At 71.5% G+C, this 18,046-nt stretch carries 15 protein-coding genes and 2 tRNA genes; 8 read left to right on the plus strand and 9 right to left on the minus strand.

Annotation, left to right across the window (positions count from 1 at the left end):
- The first annotated feature begins 20 nt into the window (after positions 1 to 20).
- The 3 genes from NMQ01_RS13515 to NMQ01_RS13525 are packed head-to-tail and all read left to right on the plus strand — an operon-like array spanning position 21 to position 1,461.
- Positions 21 to 386, plus strand: coding sequence for a YidH family protein (locus NMQ01_RS13515; protein WP_255184433.1), 366 nt, complete (start codon positions 21 to 23; stop codon positions 384 to 386).
- A gap of 2 nt (positions 387 to 388) precedes the next feature.
- Positions 389 to 706, plus strand: a complete 318-nt coding sequence (locus tag NMQ01_RS13520; RefSeq protein ID WP_255184434.1) for a DUF202 domain-containing protein — start codon at positions 389 to 391, stop codon at positions 704 to 706.
- A complete protein-coding gene (locus tag NMQ01_RS13525; protein WP_255184435.1) occupies positions 706 to 1,461 on the plus strand; it encodes a helical backbone metal receptor in 756 nt (251 codons plus the stop codon). The genes NMQ01_RS13520 and NMQ01_RS13525 overlap by 1 nt, the downstream gene beginning before the upstream one ends.
- Before the next feature lie 57 nt (positions 1,462 to 1,518).
- Here NMQ01_RS13525 and NMQ01_RS13530 read toward each other — a convergent pair whose 3' ends face one another.
- The 4 genes from NMQ01_RS13530 to NMQ01_RS13545 all read right to left on the minus strand — a co-directional run bounded on the left by NMQ01_RS13530 (position 1,519) and on the right by NMQ01_RS13545 (position 6,936).
- Positions 1,519 to 3,264 (minus strand): S8 family serine peptidase, encoded by a 1,746-nt coding sequence (locus NMQ01_RS13530; RefSeq protein ID WP_255184436.1) that lies wholly within the window; start codon positions 3,262 to 3,264, stop codon positions 1,519 to 1,521.
- A gap of 159 nt (positions 3,265 to 3,423) precedes the next feature.
- Positions 3,424 to 4,218 (minus strand): ParA family protein, encoded by a 795-nt coding sequence (locus NMQ01_RS13535; RefSeq protein ID WP_255184437.1) that lies wholly within the window; start codon positions 4,216 to 4,218, stop codon positions 3,424 to 3,426.
- 80 nt (positions 4,219 to 4,298) lie between these two features.
- Positions 4,299 to 5,564, minus strand: a complete 1,266-nt coding sequence (locus NMQ01_RS13540) for an acyl-CoA dehydrogenase family protein (protein ID WP_255184438.1) — start codon at positions 5,562 to 5,564, stop codon at positions 4,299 to 4,301.
- Positions 5,565 to 5,610: 46 nt separating this feature from the next.
- Entirely contained in the window at positions 5,611 to 6,936 is a 1,326-nt protein-coding gene (locus tag NMQ01_RS13545; RefSeq protein WP_255184439.1) for an acyl-CoA dehydrogenase family protein, read from the minus strand.
- Positions 6,937 to 7,232: 296 nt separating this feature from the next.
- Here NMQ01_RS13545 and NMQ01_RS13550 point away from each other — a divergent pair, with 296 nt between their 5' ends.
- Entirely contained in the window at positions 7,233 to 9,071 is a 1,839-nt protein-coding gene (locus tag NMQ01_RS13550; RefSeq protein ID WP_255184440.1) for a phosphoenolpyruvate carboxykinase (GTP), read from the plus strand.
- A gap of 126 nt (positions 9,072 to 9,197) precedes the next feature.
- Here the strand turns inward: NMQ01_RS13550 and NMQ01_RS13555 are convergent, their stop codons facing one another.
- The 3 genes from NMQ01_RS13555 to NMQ01_RS13565 all read right to left on the minus strand — a co-directional run bounded on the left by NMQ01_RS13555 (position 9,198) and on the right by NMQ01_RS13565 (position 10,406).
- Positions 9,198 to 9,698, minus strand: a complete 501-nt coding sequence (locus NMQ01_RS13555; protein ID WP_255184441.1) for a helix-turn-helix domain-containing protein — start codon at positions 9,696 to 9,698, stop codon at positions 9,198 to 9,200.
- Between the two features lie 139 nt (positions 9,699 to 9,837).
- Positions 9,838 to 9,910: transfer RNA gene (locus tag NMQ01_RS13560), tRNA-Arg, on the minus strand.
- Between the two features lie 73 nt (positions 9,911 to 9,983).
- Positions 9,984 to 10,406, minus strand: coding sequence for a hypothetical protein (locus NMQ01_RS13565; protein ID WP_255184442.1), 423 nt, complete (start codon positions 10,404 to 10,406; stop codon positions 9,984 to 9,986).
- Positions 10,407 to 10,535: 129 nt separating this feature from the next.
- Here NMQ01_RS13565 and NMQ01_RS13570 point away from each other — a divergent pair, with 129 nt between their 5' ends.
- The 4 genes from NMQ01_RS13570 to NMQ01_RS13585 all read left to right on the plus strand — a co-directional run bounded on the left by NMQ01_RS13570 (position 10,536) and on the right by NMQ01_RS13585 (position 16,112).
- Positions 10,536 to 11,267 carry a response regulator transcription factor gene (locus NMQ01_RS13570; protein WP_255184443.1) on the plus strand — a complete coding sequence of 244 codons (732 nt, stop codon included), beginning with the start codon at positions 10,536 to 10,538 and terminating at the stop codon, positions 11,265 to 11,267.
- Positions 11,264 to 12,736 carry a HAMP domain-containing sensor histidine kinase gene (locus NMQ01_RS13575; protein ID WP_255184444.1) on the plus strand — a complete coding sequence of 491 codons (1,473 nt, stop codon included), beginning with the start codon at positions 11,264 to 11,266 and terminating at the stop codon, positions 12,734 to 12,736. Before NMQ01_RS13570 ends, NMQ01_RS13575 begins: the two co-directional genes overlap by 4 nt.
- A 66-nt stretch (positions 12,737 to 12,802) precedes the next feature.
- Positions 12,803 to 14,887: a glycosyltransferase family 39 protein gene (locus NMQ01_RS13580; protein WP_255184445.1), complete on the plus strand. Its 2,085-nt coding sequence runs from the start codon at positions 12,803 to 12,805 to the stop codon at positions 14,885 to 14,887.
- Positions 14,880 to 16,112 carry a bifunctional glycosyltransferase family 2/GtrA family protein gene (locus tag NMQ01_RS13585; protein ID WP_255184446.1) on the plus strand — a complete coding sequence of 411 codons (1,233 nt, stop codon included), beginning with the start codon at positions 14,880 to 14,882 and terminating at the stop codon, positions 16,110 to 16,112. The genes NMQ01_RS13580 and NMQ01_RS13585 overlap by 8 nt, the downstream gene beginning before the upstream one ends.
- Positions 16,113 to 16,169: 57 nt before the next feature.
- On the opposite strand, the gene NMQ01_RS13590 is transcribed toward NMQ01_RS13585, so the two are convergent.
- Positions 16,170 to 16,262 (minus strand) — tRNA-Ser (locus NMQ01_RS13590).
- Positions 16,263 to 16,338: 76 nt separating this feature from the next.
- Complete coding sequence (locus NMQ01_RS13595) at positions 16,339 to 17,961, minus strand: LCP family protein (RefSeq protein WP_255184447.1); 1,623 nt, start codon at positions 17,959 to 17,961, stop codon at positions 16,339 to 16,341.
- Between the last annotated feature and the right edge of the window lie 85 nt (positions 17,962 to 18,046).

The raw sequence follows: 18,046 nt of genomic DNA on the forward strand, positions 1-18,046 counted from the left end.
CGCCTCGGTAGCCTGCGACCGTGAGCTCTGATCGCTGGCCGGGATACGTCTACGGCGAAGGGGAGGACCCGGACTACCGCTTCTCCCTCGCCAACGAGCGCACCTTCCTCGCCTGGCTGCGCACGACCTTGGCGCTGCTGGCTGCCGGGGTGGCCGTCGACGTCATCGACCTCGGGGTCCCCTCGGTCATCACACGCGGCCTCGCCGCCATGCTCCTCACCCTCGGCGTGCTGTGCCCGCTGCTCGCCTTCGCCCGGTGGGCGATGGCCGAGCGGGCCATGCGACGGGAGGAGCCGCTCCCTTCGCTCGGGGTGTCGGCGGCGATCATCACCGGCATCGTCCTCGCCGCCTCGGCCGTCCTCGCCGTCGTCGTCGCGGGCCGCTGACGATGAGCGAGCTCGCGCGCGCGACACCGCAGGGCGCCCAGCCCGAGCGGACCGCCCTGTCGTGGCAGCGCACCTCGCTGACGACCGTCGCCGGCGCCGCGGTCATCGCCCGGCACACCAGTGACCAGATGGGACCGGCCGCGCTGGTCATCATGATCGCCACGCTCACGCTGGCGGGCGCGGCCTTCGTGCTCGGGCGCACCCGCTACTCGACGCAGCCCGAGCCCTCCCGGCGACGGGACGGCCGGGCTCCCTTCGCCCTGGCCGTGGCGATCGCCGGCATGGCGGCCACTGAGCTGCTCGCCCTCGTGGTGCCGTGATGCCGCTCGACGACCTGGGTGCGACCGCCGACCTGACCGCTCCCCCGCGGCGGGTCGTCTCGCTCGTGCCCAGCCTCACCGAGGCGATCGCCACGAGCTGCCCCGGGATCCTCGTCGGCGCGACCGACTGGTGCACCCACCCGGCCGACCTCGACGTGGCCCGTGTCCGCGGCACCAAGAACCCCGACCTGCGCGCGATCGCCGACCTCTCCCCCGACCTCGTCGTCGCCAACAAGGAAGAGAACCGTGAGCTCGACGTGTGCCGCTTGCGGGAGCGCGGTGTCACCGTCTGGGTCACCGACATCGAGGACGTGCCGTCGGCGCTGACCTCGATGCGTCGGCTGTGGGTCGAGGCGCTGCGCCAGCCGGTGCCCGAGTGGCTGGTGCAGGCCGAGCAGCTCTGGGGCACAGCGGTGCCCGCCACGCGAGGGACCGTCGCCGTGCCCATCTGGCGAGACCCGTGGATGGCCGTCGGCCCGCGCACCTACACGACCGACCTGCTGACGCGGCTCGGCTGGATCAATGCCCTCGCCGGCCCCGACGCCGACCCGAGCGACCGCTACCCGCACGTCGACCTGTCCGATGTCGACCATCCCGGCATCGACCTCGTCCTCCTGCCCGACGAGCCCTATGTCTTCACGGCCGAGGACGGACCGGAGGCATTCACCCACGTGCCGACGCAACTCGTGAGCGGTCGCCTGCTCACCTGGTACGGCCCGGCGATGGTCGAGGCCCACGAGGTCCTCGCCCCATGACGAAGGGGGGTCGGTCACCTCGCGGTGACCGACCCCCCTTCGCGTGAAATGCGCTCGTCAGAGCTTCTTGGCGGCGACGGCGGCGTAGGCATCGATGATGCCGTCACCGTAGAAGCCGTTGAAGTCCTCGTCACCGACGCAGGTGGCGGTGTAGTCCGCCGGGAGGCCGGGGTAGACGAAGGTACGCGGCTCGGGGCAGGCCTTGTCGCGGGCCGTGCCCATGAGCACCTCACGGGTGGTGTCGGCCGAGAGACCGAAGCCGGCCTTGCCGTCGGTCTTGCCGTAGCGCGAGACGATCAGGGAGGCGACGCCCGCCGCGTGCGGCGAGGCCATCGACGTGCCCTGGTAGTACTCGTAGTAGCCGCACTGCTCCGTGCCCTTGACGATGCCGCAGTCCTTGAAGACGTAGCCCTCGCCGTCCTCGGTGATGTTGCCGTCCTCGTCGACCGAGCCCTCGGACTTGACGACGTTCTCCGGCACGGAGGAGAGGATCAGGTTGCTCGGGCTGCGGTAGTCGGGGGTGCCGAAGTACTCGCGGGAGTCACCACCGGGGGCGCTGACCTCGATCTCGTCGGCGGTCAGGTCGGTCGTGTAATTGGAGAAGTAGGACTTGCGCTCCGAGGGGCCGACGGCCGAGACACCGATGACGTGCGGGCCCTCGACCGGCAGGTCCTTGCAGCTCGAGTTGTCGATGGTGCGGTCGTGGGCGTTGCCCTCGGGGTAGTTGGGGCTCTCCGAGTCGGTCCCGGGGTTGGCCAGGTCCGTCGCGGAGTTGCCCAGGGCGCCGACCATCGTGACGTTCTTGGAGTGCGCGTAGTTGAGCGCACGCGACATCGACTCGATGATCATGTCCTGCTCGGCGGCCTCCTCGGGGCTGTCCTCGGGGGCACCGCCCTGGCAGTAGTAGGCCCACGGGTCGACGTAGAAGCTCATGTTGACGACGTCGAGCCCGGCGTCGGCCGAGTAGGTGAGGGCGTTGACCGTGGGGCCGACGAAGAAGTAGCCCGCGTCCTGACCGGCGCGCACGTTGACGATCGAGACGTCCGGCGCGACACCGGAGACGCCGATGCCGTTCTTCGCCGCGGCGATGGTGCCGGCGACGTGGGTCCCGTGCCCGCCGTTGTCGACGTCCGCCGGGTCGACGCAGGACTCGACCTCGCAGGGCCCGTCGATGTCGGGGATGTCGGTGGTGAAGTTGCGCGAGAGCTTGTGGTCGAAGTTCGGCGCGATGTCCGGGTGGCTCGCGTCGACGCCGGTGTCGATGACACCGACCTTGACCCGCTTGTCGCCGGCCGTGATCTTCTGCGCCTCGGCGGCACGGATCATGTCCATGCCCCAGAGCTTGTCGTCGAGCGGGTCAGAGCCCTTCTTGCCGTTGCCCTTGCCCGCGGCGGAGGAGCGCATGCCCTCGGCCTTGGCCTGGGCGCGCGGGCGCTCGGTGTCGGACTTCTTCACCCGGTCCTGCGGGGCGCGGCCGACGATGCCCTCCTCGGCGGCGCCGAAGACGCCCTTCATCGCGCGCGCCTTGGCGGCGAAGGCGGTGTCGGTCGAGGTCACGGTGACCATGCCGACCTTGTCGTTGACGGAGACGATCTTCGCGCCGCTCGCCTCGAGCTTCGACGCCAGGGCCTTGGCGCTGCCGCCGCGCTCGGCGAGCACGACGTAGCTGGTCTCGGCACCGGTGGTCGACGCGGTCGAGCCGGTCGATGCGGTGGGGGCTGCGGTGGCGCTCGCAGTCATGGTCAGCCCGGTCGTGCCGAGCGCGAGGGCGCCCAGGACCGCGGCCATGCGGTGGTGTCGCATGTGGTTCCTCCCGGAGATGGATGGCGGCGGGGACCCGCCACCGGGCACCTTATGACCTGGATCACCCTGATGGGTCGAAGAGCAGGTGGTCATTTGGCCGGACACCTGACGGGCGACTGTCGGCCCGTGCCGGACCTCGTTGATCGGCGGCGAACGGCCTCAGGCGCGCTGACGGCGCGCCGCCCGCAGGGCGTGCGCGAGGATGCCGTCGAAGAGGGCCGCGACCTCGCGGGCCCCGGGGTTGCGCAGGGCGTGGATCGGCACGAAGGCGCCCTGCGCCCGCTGCACGGAGGTGCGCTCGGGGATGCGCTGGGTGAGCACGAGCGGCCCGAAGAGCGAGGTCAGCTCCTCGACCCGGTAGCGGTGCTCGCCGATGTTGGACCGCACCCGGTTGACGACGATGCCGAGCGGCTGCAGCCGCGGGTTGAGCGTCGAGCGCACCTCGTGCACCGCCCGCAGCGCGCGGTCGGCCGCCGCGATGGCGAAGACCCCCGGCTCGGTGACGATGATCGCCCGGTCGGCGGCCGTCAGCCCGATGCGGGTCAGCCCGCCGAGCGAGGGCGGGCAGTCGACGAGGACGAGGTCGTGGTCCGCCTCGACCTTCGCCAGCACGGTGCGAAGAGAGGTCAGCCGCCGCGACGAGAGGTCGGTGCGGTCCATGCGGGCCAGGTCGTCGCCGCCGACGACGACGTCGATGGGGGCGTGGTCACCGTCGCTCCAGTGGCTGCGGAGCGTGGCGGCACGCAGGTTGCGCCGGCGCGGCTCCTCGACGACCAGTGCGCTGGTCGAGGCGACCTCTCCGTCGACGTCGAGACCGGTCGTCGAGTCGCCCTGCGGGTCGAGGTCGACGACAAGGGTGCGCAGGCCCGCGTGCCGCGCTGCCGCCGCGAGCCCCAGGGTCACGGAGGTCTTGCCCACTCCCCCCTTGAGGCTGCACACCGCGATGACGACCACGTCCCGATGATAAATGCCGCGCCCCCTTCGTCCGGGGTGGGACGAAGGGGGCGCGGCTGCATTGCCCTACGGCAATGAGATTACTTGAGCTCCTTGCTGGAGTAGCCGAGGATCCGGCGGGCGACGACGAGCAGCTGGATCTGCTGCGTCCCCTCGAAGATGTCGAGGATCTTGGAGTCGCGGGCCCACTTCTCGAGCAGGTGCGTCTCGGCGTAGCCGGTGGCACCGGCCAGCTCGACGCACGCGAGCGAGACGTTGACGCAGGTGCGCCCCGCCTTCGCCTTGGCCATCGAGGCCTCCATCGAGTTGGGCTTGCCGTTGTCGGCCATCCACGCCGCGCGCAGGGTGAGCAGGTAGGCGCTCTGGTAGTCGGCCTCGAGCTCGATGAGCTTCGCCGCCGCGGCGGACTGCACGTTGGCCGGCCGGTCCCAGTCGACCTCGATGCCCGACTCCTTGAGCAGCTCGGTGGTCTTGTCGAGCGACGCCCGGGTCAGGCCCAGGGCCATCGACGCAACGAGCGGGCGCGTGTTGTCGAAGGTCTGCATGGCGCCGCCGAAGCCGCCCTCGATCTTGATCTCCGGGTCACCCAGGAGGTCCTCCGCCGGCACGCGGCAGTTGTCGAGGACGAAGGCCGCGGTGTCGGAGGCCCGGATGCCGAGCTTGTGCTCGAGGCGGGCCAGCTGCAGACCGGGGTTGTCACGGCGCACGACGAAGGACTTGATCGCCGTCTTGCCGAGGCTGCGGTCGAGGGTCGCCCAGACGACGACGAGCTCGGCCCGCTCACCGGAGGTGACGAAGATCTTCTCGCCGTTGAGGACGTACTCGTCGCCGTCCTTGACCGCGGTCGTGCGGATGGCGCCGGAGTCCGAGCCGACATCGGGCTCGGTGATGGCCATCGCGGCCCACTTGCCGGCGTAGCGCGCCTTCTGCTCGTCGTTGGCGACGGCGGCGATGGCGGCATTGCCCAGGCCCTGGCGCGGGATCGACAGGGTCAGGCCCACGTCACCGCGGCAGGTCTCGAGGATCGAGAGCACCGAGGAGAGGTTGGAGCCGTTCTTGTTGTCCTTGGGGCCCTTCTTCGAGCTGCGGCCGGAGCCGACGGCTGCGACGTCACCCTCCTCCGCACCGTCGTCCTTGGCCCGGGTCGAGGAGGACGCACCGGCACCCTGCCCGGCGCCCCCGTCGGACATGCCGTCGATGACGGCCGAGACGAGGTCGAGCTCGGCGGGGTACTCGTGCTCGGCGCGGTCGTACTTGCGGGAGATGGGCCAGAAGACCTCCTCGGCCATACCTCGGGCCTGGGAGATGAGCGGGCGGAACTTCTTGGGAACCTCGAGGTCGATCATGATCGTGTCCTTCGTGTCAGGTAGATAAGAGGAAGGGGGGCGCGGCTCAGACGAGCAGCGTGCCCTCGAGGACTCCGGCGCCCCGCAGATCGCGGTACCAGCGCTCGTTGTCGAACTCCTTGACGAAGCCGTGGCCACCGAGCAGCTGCACGCCGCTCGAGCCGATCCACGTCGCGTGACGCGAGACGAGGTTGCGCGCCTGGGCGATCTCGGCGGAGGCGTCCTCCCCGCGGTCGAGCCGGGCGGCGGCCTTCCACACGACGAGCCGCAGGCCCGCGAGCTCGATGGCGATGTCGGAGACGGTGAAGGCGACGGCCTGGCGGTAGCCGATCGGCTCGCCGAAGGCCTTGCGCTCCTTGACGTACTCGCTCACGTGGTCGAGCACGGCCTGAGAGGTGCCGACGGCAGCGGCCGCCCAGGCCAGACGGGCGCGGCGCACGGCGTCGGCGTGGTCCTCGGCCGTGCCGAGCAGGTCGGCCTTGGCGACGCGGACACCCTCGAGGTGCAGGCGGGCGGTCTTCGCCGCGCGCACGCCCATGGCCGGGTCGTCCTCGGTCTTGACGCCCTCGGTCCCCGGCTTGACGATGACGAGCCGCGACTGGCCGTCGATCGCGGCCGAGATGATGAAGAGGTCGGCCTCCTGCGCGCCCGGGACGATCGCCTTGACGCCGTCGAGGACGATCTCGTCACCCTCGATTCGGCCCGTGGTGCGCAGGGCGAAGGGGTCGAAGAGCGGCTGGGGCTCGTGCAGGGCCAGAGCCGCGGTCGGCGGCGTCTCGCCGGTGAACTCCGGCAGGTAGGTGGCCTGCTGGTCGGCGTCGCCGTAGGCGGCGATGGCGGTGGCGACGGCGGCCGGCGCCATGATCGCCGTGGCAATGCCCATGTCGCCGCGGGCCAGCTCCTCGAGCACGATCGCCGCGGTGACCGCGGAGCGCTCCTCGGCGATGCCGTCGAGCTCGGCCGGGACACCCACAAGGTGCAGCCCGACCTCGGCCGCGGCGGTGCGCACCTCGGCCGGCACGGTGCGCTCGGCATCAGCGGTGGCGGCAGCAGGACGAATGATCTCGTCGGCGAGCTCGCGCGCCACGCCCTGGATCATCTGCTGGTCCTCGGTGGGCGTGAGGTCGAAGAGCTGCTTCGGCTTGGCGGTCGCGGCGCGGGTGGGGTCGCCCGACCCCTTCTTCTTCGCGAACGCGCGGCCGGCCGCGGTCTGCGCCTTGAAGCCGGTGACGGCGCCCTTGTAGAGGTACCGCTCGACCTTGCCGCGCACCTCCTTGTCCTTGAGCCCCGGGAGCCCGCCTGCCTTGGCGATGAGCCGCAGGCCGAGTCGCTGACCCTTGTCGGCCAAGGACGTTGATTCGCTGGAAGCCATGTGGGTGAACCCTTCGCGACAGTGCTGAGTGGAACGGAAAGTGTGCGATACCGAGAGTACCTGCTACACCTCGTATCGGTAAACCGGCGAGTCACTTCACATGTCGGGAGGGCGCGCGCACCGACCGCACGAAGGGGGCGACTCACGCCCCCCTTCGACCCCGCAGGTGGGTCACATCACGCCCCGCCGTGCCGAACCTCCCCGCCGTGACCACTCGCCGGGCGGTAGCCTGCCCGCAACCGGGAGAACCCGCGAGGGACCGCCCGCACACCAAGCACGTGAGAGGGAAACTGAGCATGGTCGACGTCGACGCCGCGCTTGACGCGTCAGGTCTCACCAACGAGGCCGTTCGCGAGTACGTGAAGCACTGGGCCGAGATCACCCAGCCGGACCGGATCGAGGTGGTGGGCGCCGACGACGACGACCGCCTGATCGCCGAGGCCGTCGAGGCGGGTGAGCTCCTCCCCGCAGGCGAGGGCCGCTACTACTCCCGCTCCTACTCCAAGGACACGGCGCGCTCCGAGGAGCGCACGATCGTCGCGACCAACGACGAGAAGGACAAGGGCGTCTACAACAACTGGCGCCCCGCCGCGGAGATGAAGGAGAAGCTGACCGAGCTCATGCGCGGTCAGTCCAAGGGCAAGACGATGTACGTCCTGCCCTACCTCATGTCCCCCAAGGGCAACGAGCTCGCCCAGTGGGCCACCGGCGTCGAGCTGACCGACTCCCGCCCCGTCGTGCTGCACATGATCCGCATGTCGCGCGTCGGCGTCGAGCACGTCAACGACCTGCCGGTCCAGGACGACTTCGTCCGCGCCGTCCACGTCACCGGTGACCTCGAGAACCTCGGCCAGGGCACCCCCGACGACAAGCGCTACTTCGTGACCGTCGCCGACGAGCGCACGATCCTGCACTTCGGCTCGTCCTACGGCGGCAACGCGCTGCTCGGCAAGATCGCCCACGGCCTGCGCCAGGGCGCTTACGACGGCTGGGCGACGAAGAAGTTCCTCGCCGAGCAGTACATGCTCATCGGCATCACCGACAAGGAGACCGGCAAGCGGTACCACATCACCGGTGGCTTCCCGAGCGCCTCGGGCAAGACCAACCTCGCGATGATGCTCCCGCCGGACGCCCTCGGCGACCGCTACCAGGTCGACTTCTACGGCGACGACATCGCGTGGCTGTGGGTCGACGAGTCCACCGGCAAGCTCATGGGCATGAACCCGGAGTACGGCGTCTTCGGTGTCGCCAAGGACACCAACGAGTCGACCAACCCGACGGCCCTGCACTCGGTCGACCCGGGCACCAAGGTCATCTTCACCAACATCGCCTACAACCCGAAGACCGAGGAGGTCTGGTGGGAGGGCCGCACGCCCGAGCCGCCGGCCGACGTCGACGGGTGGCTCGACTGGAAGGGCGACGCGATCGCCGACCGCGAGCCCGGCGACACCTCGCCGTGGGCGCACCCCAACAGCCGCTTCACGACGACGCTGGCCAACGTGCCCAACGCCGCCCCCGACTTCGACGAGGCCGCGGGTGTCGAGATCGACGCGATCATCTTCGGTGGCCGCACGCGTGACCGCGAGCCGCTGATCCGCGCGATCACCGACCTGGCCGAGGGCGTCTACGACGGTCTGACCCTGGGCGCCGAGGCGACGGCCGCGGCCGAGGGTGTCGAGGGCCAGCTGCGCTACGACCCGATGTCCAACCGGCCCTTCATGGCCTACGGCGAGGGCGACTACGCGCGCCACTACCTCGACATCGTCGGGGCCGCCAAGGACAAGCCGCTCTTCGCGCACGTCAACTGGTTCCAGAAGGACCCGGAGGACGGTCACTACCTGTGGCCCGGCTACCGCGAGAACCTGCGTCCGCTCCTGTGGCTCATGCAGCTCAAGGCGGGCGAGGTCACCGGTCGCCAGACCCCGGTCGGCATCATCCCGACGCAGGAGGAGCTCGAGCTCACCGGCCTCGACCTGCCGCAGGAGGACCTCGACCGGATCCTCGACATCGACGTGGCCCGCTGGCAGCAGGAGATGGGCTTCCGCGAGGAGCACCTCAAGGCCTTCGACCGCCTGCCCGAGGAGATCTGGGAGGCCCACCGCCGCGTGGCCGCCGACCTGGACGCTCAGGCCTGATCGAGCAGAGCACGACGAAGGGCGTCACCCCGATGGGGTGACGCCCTTCGTCGTGCTCGGGGGTGCGCCCGGCGCACCGACCTCCAACTCTGCAGGACCCCAGGGTCCTGCAGAGTTGCAGTCGGGTCAGCGCGCGCCGAGCTCGCCGGCGGCGACGAGGTGGTCGCGGCGGCCGTGCCAGGGCTTGTCCCAGGACATCTCCTCGGGCACGAGGGGCTGGCCGCAGGCGCTGCAGACCTCGCCCCGGGTGGTCTCCTCACCGCACGCCTCGTGGATCAGCGCCATGTGGCCACCGCCCCGGGGGGTCGCCGTGTGCCGCTCCCCCCACAGGGCGAGCTGCTGCAGCACCGGGAGCAGCTCCGCGGCTGCCTGCGTCGCGGCATAGCCCTGCCGCGTGCGGCCGCCGTCGTCGTAGTCGACCCGCTCGAGCAGCCCGGCCTCGACCATCGCGCGCAGCCGGCGGCTGAGCACGGCATCGGAGATGCCCAGGCCGTCGCGCAGCGTGTCGAAGCGCCCACGCCCGTGGAGGACCTCACGGATGATGAGCAGCACCCAACCGTCGCCGAGCACGTCGAGGGAGCGGCGGATCGGGCACAGGTCGTCGGACCAGTCGGAACGAAGCGGCATGAGTGGCCTCCGGGGGTCGTGGGCTGCGTCCCAGTCTAACTTCCCCGAAGAAAGTTGAGGCCGTCGAGGCGCCCCGAGCACGAGTCAGGCCCCGGTCGCCAGTGGCGATCGGGGCCTGTCCGTCTGTCTCAACACAGAGCGCGCCCGTAGGGATTCGAACCCCAAACCTTCTGATCCGTAGTCAGATGCTCTATCCGTTGAGCTACGGGCGCTCGCCGCCCAGCGCTGCTCGGCGACAAGTGAAGAGAGTACCTGCTCGTGGCCGCGCGGCGAAATCGAGTCCTGTCAGTGGGTCGCGGAGCCCGTGGCGCCCCCGCTCTGGCCACCCGTCTGCCCGCCCGGAGCGGTGCCGGGCTGCCCCTGCTGGGTCTGGCCGGGCGCCTGCTGCCCGGTCCCACCCTGCTGGTTCGTCCCGCCCTGCTGGTTCATCCCGCCCTGCGGTGCCTGGCCGCCGGGGAAGCCCTGGCCACCGCCGGGGCCACCCCCTTCGCGTCCCGTGCTGCCCTGCTCGACCGTGGCCGCAGCGGCGACGGCACCGGCCGAGCTCAGCCCGATGGCCAGGGCGGCGGCGACGGCCGTCTTGCGGCCACGCCAGCGCGGCGGGTTGATGGCCGGAGCCGTCTTGGGCGACATCGGCTGCGCCGCGAAGGTCTGCGTCGCGTACTGCGGGGTGGGCTGGGTCGTGGGGTCCTGCGGAGGTGTCGTCATGCCGTCAACGCTCGGGCGCCCGGCTGTGGTGGACCTGTGCCGCAGCCGTCACGTGCCTACGGAGGGCTTCACAGGTGACGCACAGCGGACACATGGCGGAGCGCGGGGCGAAGGGGGTTGACTGTCGCCATGGCCCAGCGCACCGCACTCCCCCCACTCGCCCGCCCGGACGGCTCGCCCGTGCGCGTGCTCGTCGTCGACGACGAGCCCAACCTCACCGAGCTCGTCTCCATGGCGCTGCGCTACGAGGGCTGGGAGGTGCGCTCCGCCGGCGCGGGTGCCGAGGCCGTGCGCACGGCACGGGAGTTCGGCCCGGACGCGGTGGTGCTCGACATGATGCTGCCCGACATCGACGGCCTCGAGGTGCTGCGCCGCATGCGCGCCGACGAGCCCGAGGTGCCGGTGCTCTTCCTCACCGCCCGCGACGCCGTCGAGGACCGCATCGCCGGCCTGACAGCGGGCGGCGACGACTACGTCACCAAGCCCTTCAGCCTCGAGGAGGTCGTCGCGCGGGTCCGGGCACTGCTGCGTCGCACCGCGGTCGTCGCGCAGGAGGCCTCCTCGCTGCTCGTCGTCGGCGACCTCACCCTCGACGAGGACAGCCACGAGGTCGTGCGCGGCGGTGACGAGATCACCCTGACAGCCACCGAGTTCGAGCTGCTGCGCTATCTCATGCGCAACCCGCGCCGTGTGCTGTCGAAGGCCCAGATCCTCGACCGGGTGTGGCACTACGACTTCGGCGGCCAGGCCAATGTCGTCGAGCTCTACATCTCCTACCTGCGCAAGAAGGTCGACGCCGGCCGCGAGCCGATGATCCACACCATGCGCGGCGCCGGCTACGTCCTCAAGCCCGCGAGATGACCTCCCTTCGCCATCCGTCGACGTGGACGCTGCGGGCCAAGCTCGTCGCGTCGGTGCTCCTGCTCTTCCTCGCGGTCACTGCGCTCACCGGGACGCTCACGAGCATCGCCGCGCACCAGTACCTCACCCAGCAGGTCGACGACGATCTCGTCAACGCGTCCGACCGCTTCGTCGCGACGATCGACGGCACCGATCCCGACGGGCCCGGCGGGCCCCGCGGCGGACCACCCGCGGGCAGCAGCAATGCCGTGCTCCACCTCGTCCTGCTCGACGGCGAGGTCGCCATCGACCGGCGCACCGGCGAGCCCTTCAACTACGCGGTCAACGCCGCCGGTCACAACGACCGGCTGACGGACGCCCAGGTCGAGCAGCTCGACGACGCGGGCCTCGGCACCACGCCGCGCACGATCGATCTCGGCTCCACGATCGGCAGCTATCGCCTCGTCTCGGTGCGCACCGCCGACGGCTGGACCGCGATCACCGGCGTGCCCGTCGACCCGATCGAGAGCACCGTGACCGCGATCGTGCTCATCGTCGTCGGCTCCAGCCTCGTCGGCCTGGTCGGCGTGTGGGCCGGCGGCACCTATCTCGTGCGCCGCAACCTGCAGCCCCTGGAGCGGGTCGCCGGCACCGCGCGCCGGGTCTCCGAGCTCGAGCTCGACTCCGGTGACGTCGCCCTCGCCGAGCGCGTCCCCGACGTCGACCCCGGCACCGAGGTCGGGCAGGTCGGTCTGGCGCTCAACAGCATGCTCGACAACGTCGACGGAGCGCTGCGTGCCCGGCAGGAGTCGGAGACCCGGGTGCGCCAGTTCGTCGCCGACGCCAGCCACGAGCTGCGCACGCCGCTCGCGTCGATCCGCGGCTACGCCGAGCTCTCCCGCCGCGAGCCCGATCCCGTGCCGCCCGGGGTCACCCACGCCCTCTCCCGGGTCGAGTCCGAGGCGCTGCGCATGCAGGACCTCGTCGAGGACCTGCTGCTCCTCGCCCGCCTCGACACCGGCCGCCCCCTCGAGCGCGAACCCGTCGACCTGACGATGCTCGCCATCGACGTCACCGGGGACGCCAGGGCCGCCGCCCCCGACCACCGCTGGGAGCTCGACCTGCCCCCCGAGCCGGTCGAGGTCGTCGGCGACCGCGCCCGCCTCCACCAGGTCCTCGCCAACCTCCTCGCCAATGCCCGCACGCACACGCCGGCAGGGACGACGGTGCGGACCTCCCTTCGCCTCGACGAAGGGAGTCGACATGCCGTCCTCGCGGTGCAGGACGACGGGCCCGGGATCCCAGCAGCCTTGCTGCCCAACGTCTTCGAGCGGTTCACCCGCGGCGACGGGTCGCGCCAGCGCGCCTCCGGCTGCACCGGCCTCGGCCTGTCGATCGTCTCCGCGGTCACCCGCGCCCACGCCGGCGAGGTCGACGTGAAGTCGACCCCGGGGCGCACGGTCTTCACGGTGACGCTGCCGGTGGGGTGAGGGCTCACACGCCGACCAACGGGTGACCACAGCAGGCACACAGGGCCGGGCCGGAGCGTGGCGGTCATGGACACGATGACCTTCACCCCGCCCCCAGCGGTCGCGGCGGCGCCCCGCAGCGCGACGTCACCGCCGACCCGCCTGGCCCGCCTGTGGCGCGGCCCCGACACCGACCCGCGCTGGGCCCGACCGGCCCTGCTCGGTCTGCTCCTCGTCACGGCGCTCGCCTACCTGTGGAACCTCAGCGCCAACGGCTGGGCCAACTCCTTCTACTCCGCTGCGGTGCAGGCGGGGTCGCAGAGCTGGAGCGCGCTCTTCTACGGCGCCTCCGACGCGGCCGGGTCGATCACCGTCGACAAGCCGCCGGCCTCGCTGTGGGTCATGGCCCTGTCGGTGCGCCTCTTCGGCCTCAGCTCGTGGTCGATCCTCGTGCCGCAGGTGCTCATGGGGGTCGCGAGCGTCGGGCTCGTCCACGCCAGCGTCAAGCGGCACTGGGGCGCCGGGGCCGGCCTGCTCGCCGGCGCGGTCCTCGCGCTCACGCCGGTCGCCGTGCTGATGTTCCGCTTCAACAACCCCGACGCGCTCCTCGTGCTCCTCATGACGGCCGCCGCCTGGGCGACCGTGCACGCGATCGAGCGGGGATCGGTCCGATGGTTCGCCCTCGTCGGCGCGCTCGTCGGCCTGGGCTTCCTCACCAAGACCCTGCAGGTCCTGCTCGTCGTGCCCTTCCTCGGCATCGCCTTCCTCGTCGCGGCCGACACCACCCTGCGCCGCCGTGCCGTCGGCTCGCTCGTCGGCGTCGCCACGATGCTCCTCACGGCCGGCTGGTGGGTCGCGATCGTCGAGCTCGTGCCCGCGAGCATGCGGCCCTACATCGGCGGCAGCCAGACCAACTCCTTCCTCGAGCTGACCTTCGGCTACAACGGCCTCGGCCGGATCAACGGCAACGAGACCGGCTCCGTCGGGGGCGGCAACGGCTGGGGCCAGACGGGCCTGCTGCGGATGTTCGAGTCCGGCTCCGGCGGCCAGATCTCCTGGCTCATCCCGAGCGCCCTCGTGCTGCTCGCCGTCGGTCTGTGGTTGCGCGGCCGCGCGCCGCGCACCGACGTGCGTCGCGCCGCCTACCTCGTCTGGGGCGGCTGGCTCCTCGTGACGATGCTCGTCTTCTCCTTCATGGCCGGCATCTTCCACGACTACTACACCGTGGCCCTGGCCCCGGCGGTCGCCGTTCTCGTCGGCGCCGGTGCCGCAGAGGCCTGGGAGCGAAGGGAGGACTCCGTCGGCTCCGTGGCCCTCGCCGTGGCGAGCGCCGCCGCAGGCGTGTGGGGCTTCATCCTGCTCAGTCGCACGACCGACTACGGCTGGTTGCGCGTGGCCGTCCTCGCCGCCGGCCTGGCCGCGGCCCTCATGCTCCTCGTCATCGCCCGGGTCCACCACCGAGCCGTCCCGGTCATCGCCGCCGTGGCGATCATCGCCGGTCTCGCGGGACCGGCCGCCTACTCGGCGACAACGCTCTCGCAGGGCTACTCCGGCTCGATCATCACGGCCGGCCCGTCCACCGGTGGCCCCGGCGGCGGGGGCGCTCCCGGTGGCGGCTCCCTTCGGGCAGGCGCCGGCGCGCCGCCCCAGGCAGCGGGAGGCACCGGAACCGGCGCGCCCTCTCAGGGAACGGGCGGCACGGGAGCCACCGCGCCCTCGCAGGGCGGAACCACCGCGCCCAACAGGACGGGAGGCGGCGGCATGGGCGGCCTGCTCGACGCGAGCACGCCGAGCACCGAGGTCGTCGCGGCCCTGTCGGCCGACGCCGACTCCTACACCTGGGTCGCCGCCGCCATCGGCTCGCAGAACGCGGCCGGCCTCCAGCTCGGCACCGAGCTGCCGGTCATGGCCATCGGCGGCTTCAACGGCTCCGACCCCTCCCCCACCCTCGAGCAGTTCCAGCAGTACGTCGAGGACGGCGAGATCCACTACTTCGCCGCCGGTGGCGGCATGGGCGGTGGCATGGGTGGCTCGGGCACGGGCTCGCAGATCTCCACCTGGGTGCAGGAGAACTTCACCGAGGTGACGATCGACGGCTCGACCTTCTACGACCTCACCCAGCCGGCCTCCTCCTCGACGACCACGACCACCGACGGGGCGAGCAATGTCTGACGCGCCCGTGCTCGACGTCGTCGTCCCGGTGTACAACGAGGAGCACACGCTCGGCGCCAGCGTGCACCGGCTGCACGAGCACCTCCGGCAGACCTTCCCCTACCCCTTCCGCATCACGGTGGCCGACAACGCGAGCACCGACACCACCCCGCTCGTGGCCGCCGAGCTCACGCGGCAGCTGCCCGGCGTGGTCCTCGTGCGGCTGGAGCAGAAGGGTCGTGGCCGCGCGCTCAAGCAGGTGTGGCTCGCGTCGCCGGCACCGGTGCTCGCCTACATGGACGTCGACCTGTCGACCGACCTCGACGCCCTGTGGCCACTCGTCGCCCCGCTCATGTCGGGTCACTCCGACCTGGCGATCGGCACCCGGCTGCACCAGGACAGCCGGGTCGTGCGCGGCGTGAAGCGCGAGCTCATCTCCCGCTCCTACAACCTCGTGCTCCGTGCCGCGCTCGGCGCACGGTTCTCGGACGCCCAGTGCGGCTTCAAGGCGATCCGCGGTGACGTCGCGCGAGTGGTGCTGCCGCTCGTCGAGGACCCCACGTGGTTCTTCGACACCGAGCTGCTGACGATCGCGGAGCGCTGCGGCCTGCGCATCCACGAGGTGCCCGTCGACTGGTGGGACGACCCCGACAGCCGCGTCGACGTCATCGGCACCGCCCGGGACGACCTGCGTGGCGTGCGGCGGATGCAGCGCTCCTTCGCGGCCGGGCTGCTGCCCACGGAGGCGATCCGGCAGGAGATGGGGCGGGTCCCCCCTTCGTCGGGGGTGGGGGCGCACGTCGTGCGCTTCGGCGTGGTGGGCGTGGCCTCGACCCTGCTGCACCTCGGCCTCTTCGCCGGATTGGCCACGGTGGTCGGGCTCGGCTCGCAGACGGCCAATGTCACCGCCCTGCTGCTCGCGACGATCGCCAACACCTGGGCCAACCGGCGGTGGACTTTCGGGATCAGAGGGAGCGAAGGGAGCCTGCGTCACCAGGCGCAGGGCCTGCTCGTCTTCGCGGTGACGTGGGCGATGACCTCCGGCGCCCTCGGGCTGGTCCAGGCGGCGTGGCCGGGCGCGCCCGTCACCGTCGAGACGATCGTCATCGGTGTCGCCAACGTCGTGGCGACCGTCGCGAAGTTCGTCGCGATGCGCTCGTGGATCTTCGCCGACCGCGGTGGGAGCGAGCCGGCGACACCGGACCCGGTGGTCGAGGAGGTCCGTGAGATGGAGGGCGCTCGCTGACCCGGGGCCCCGGACGTGACAGGACCCCGGCCGCGTGGCGACCGGGGTCCTGCCTGCTGGCGGAGGCGGAGGGATTTGAACCCTCGATGGGCGGTTAGCCCAAACCGCATTAGCAGTGCGGCGCCATAGACCGGACTAGGCGACGCCTCCAGACAACCCGGACAGAGTATCTGCCGGGTGGGCGGGCATCCAACTCGGGGCCGTGCGGACCACCGGAGAGGCTCGATCAGCCGCAGATGTCCTCGTCGGCGGTGCGGCTCTCGACGGCGGTCGGGGCCGGCGGTGCCGTGACCGTCGCGGTCGGCAGCGGCTCGGAGCCCTCGCGGTTGGGCACCTCGCGGGCGGTGTCCGCACCCGAGCCGAGGACGACCTGGACGGTGCCCGTGGTGAGGCCCTCGTCGACGACGAGCTTCGCGCCGGGGTAGGCGGCCGCGACGGTGCGGGCCGCCTCGGTGTCGCCCTGCGCGTGGCGCACGATGACCCCCTTCGTCGCCGAGGTGGGGGCCACGTCCGCGACCGTGGCGGTGAACCCCTGGACCTGCAGGGCCGCCACCTCCTGGCTCGCCAGACCACTGGTGCCGGTGTCGTTGACGACGCTCACCGCGATGTCCGACGGAGCGACGGTGAGGGCGCGCTGCTTGACCTTCTTCTTCGGCTCCTGGCCGGGCAGCGGGGTGTCGTTGCGCACCGCGGTCCACAGCTCGTCGGCGGCCTCCTCGCGCCACTGCACGCGGTTGACGTCGGCGGGATATGCCTCGGTGGGCACGGTGACGAAGACGATCTTGTCGGTGCCGATCCCCTTGAGGCTCGAGGCGATCGACATCATCCGACGCAGGCCGAGGTCGTCGTCCGCGGTCATCGACTTCGTCGCCGCGTCGAGGAACTTGTAGAGCCGATCGGGGCGCAGCAGGAGCGAGGTCTTCGTCGCCTCCTGGGCCATCGACGACATGAATGCCTGCTGCCGCTTGATCCGCTGCAGGTCGGAGCCGTCACCCAGCGTCTTGCGCATCCGGACGTAGCCGAGCGCCTCCTTGCCCTGCAGCCGCTGCCGTCCCGCCTCGAGGCTGATCTGCGCGTCCTCGTCGTGGACCGCCTCCGGCAGGCAGACCTCGACGCCGCCGAGGCCGTCGACCATCGACTGGAAGCCGCCGAAGTCGATGACGGCGACGTGGTCGACGTAGATGCCGGTGAGCCCCTCGAGGGTCTTGACCGTGCACGCCGGCCCGCCCTGGTTGAAGTTGTCGTTCCACCGACGGACCTCGCCGTTGGCGACCGTCGAGGTCGGGTCCGCGCAGTCGGTCGGCGCCTTGGTCATCGAGTCGCGCGGGATCGAGACGACGTAGGTGGACTTGCGGTCGGCCGAGATGTGGACGAGCAGGTTGGTGTCGGAGCGCGGCCCGCCCTCGGCGGTGCCGACGCCGTACTCGGTCGTCCCGAGACCCTCGCGGGTGTCGGAGCCGATGACGAGGATGTTGAGCGCACCGTCGACGTCGTCGGGCCGCTGCGTGGAGCCGTGCCCGATGTCCACCCGCGAGATGTTGTCGTCGAGGTGCATGGCGACACCGAGCCCCACCGAGGTCACGAGCGCGGCGGCCGCTCCACCGGCGACGAGGGCACGGCGACGCCGGGTGGCTCGCCTGCCCTCGCGGTGCTCACGCAGCGTCGTGCGCGTGTGGTGGGTCCCGAGCCCGGAGGCGTGCTGACGACGTGCGGCGCGGGAGCCGAAGGCGGGCTCGGAGGCGGACTCGTCACGACCGCGCCGAGGGGAGCGACGACTGCGCTCGAGCTCTCGCTCGCGCTGTCGTCGTGCGGCGCGCGTCTCCGCGGGGCCGTCGTCCTCGGTGGTCATCGCGGGCACGATACAGGCAGGCACTGGGAGGCGGCGGCGTCATCGCAGGCGGACAACGACGAAAGCCCCCGCCCTCAGGCCGGGG

This window comes from Janibacter sp. CX7 (assembly GCF_024362365.1).
GTDB lineage: Bacteria > Actinomycetota > Actinomycetes > Actinomycetales > Dermatophilaceae > Janibacter.

Coding starts and splice junctions, on each gene's coding strand:
- NMQ01_RS13520 (WP_255184434.1), top strand. CDS start 389: ATGAGCGAGCTCGCGCGCGCGACACCGCAGGGCGCCCAGCCCGAGCGG.
- NMQ01_RS13550 (WP_255184440.1), top strand. CDS start 7,233: ATGGTCGACGTCGACGCCGCGCTTGACGCGTCAGGTCTCACCAACGAG.
- NMQ01_RS13575 (WP_255184444.1), top strand. CDS start 11,264: ATGACCTCCCTTCGCCATCCGTCGACGTGGACGCTGCGGGCCAAGCTC.
- NMQ01_RS13555 (WP_255184441.1), bottom strand. CDS start 9,698: ATGCCGCTTCGTTCCGACTGGTCCGACGACCTGTGCCCGATCCGCCGC.
- NMQ01_RS13585 (WP_255184446.1), top strand. CDS start 14,880: ATGTCTGACGCGCCCGTGCTCGACGTCGTCGTCCCGGTGTACAACGAG.
- NMQ01_RS13565 (WP_255184442.1), bottom strand. CDS start 10,406: ATGACGACACCTCCGCAGGACCCCACGACCCAGCCCACCCCGCAGTAC.
- NMQ01_RS13580 (WP_255184445.1), top strand. CDS start 12,803: ATGGACACGATGACCTTCACCCCGCCCCCAGCGGTCGCGGCGGCGCCC.
- NMQ01_RS13540 (WP_255184438.1), bottom strand. CDS start 5,564: ATGATCGACCTCGAGGTTCCCAAGAAGTTCCGCCCGCTCATCTCCCAG.
- NMQ01_RS13545 (WP_255184439.1), bottom strand. CDS start 6,936: ATGGCTTCCAGCGAATCAACGTCCTTGGCCGACAAGGGTCAGCGACTC.
- NMQ01_RS13570 (WP_255184443.1), top strand. CDS start 10,536: ATGGCCCAGCGCACCGCACTCCCCCCACTCGCCCGCCCGGACGGCTCG.
- NMQ01_RS13525 (WP_255184435.1), top strand. CDS start 706: ATGCCGCTCGACGACCTGGGTGCGACCGCCGACCTGACCGCTCCCCCG.
- NMQ01_RS13530 (WP_255184436.1), bottom strand. CDS start 3,264: ATGCGACACCACCGCATGGCCGCGGTCCTGGGCGCCCTCGCGCTCGGC.
- NMQ01_RS13595 (WP_255184447.1), bottom strand. CDS start 17,961: ATGACCACCGAGGACGACGGCCCCGCGGAGACGCGCGCCGCACGACGA.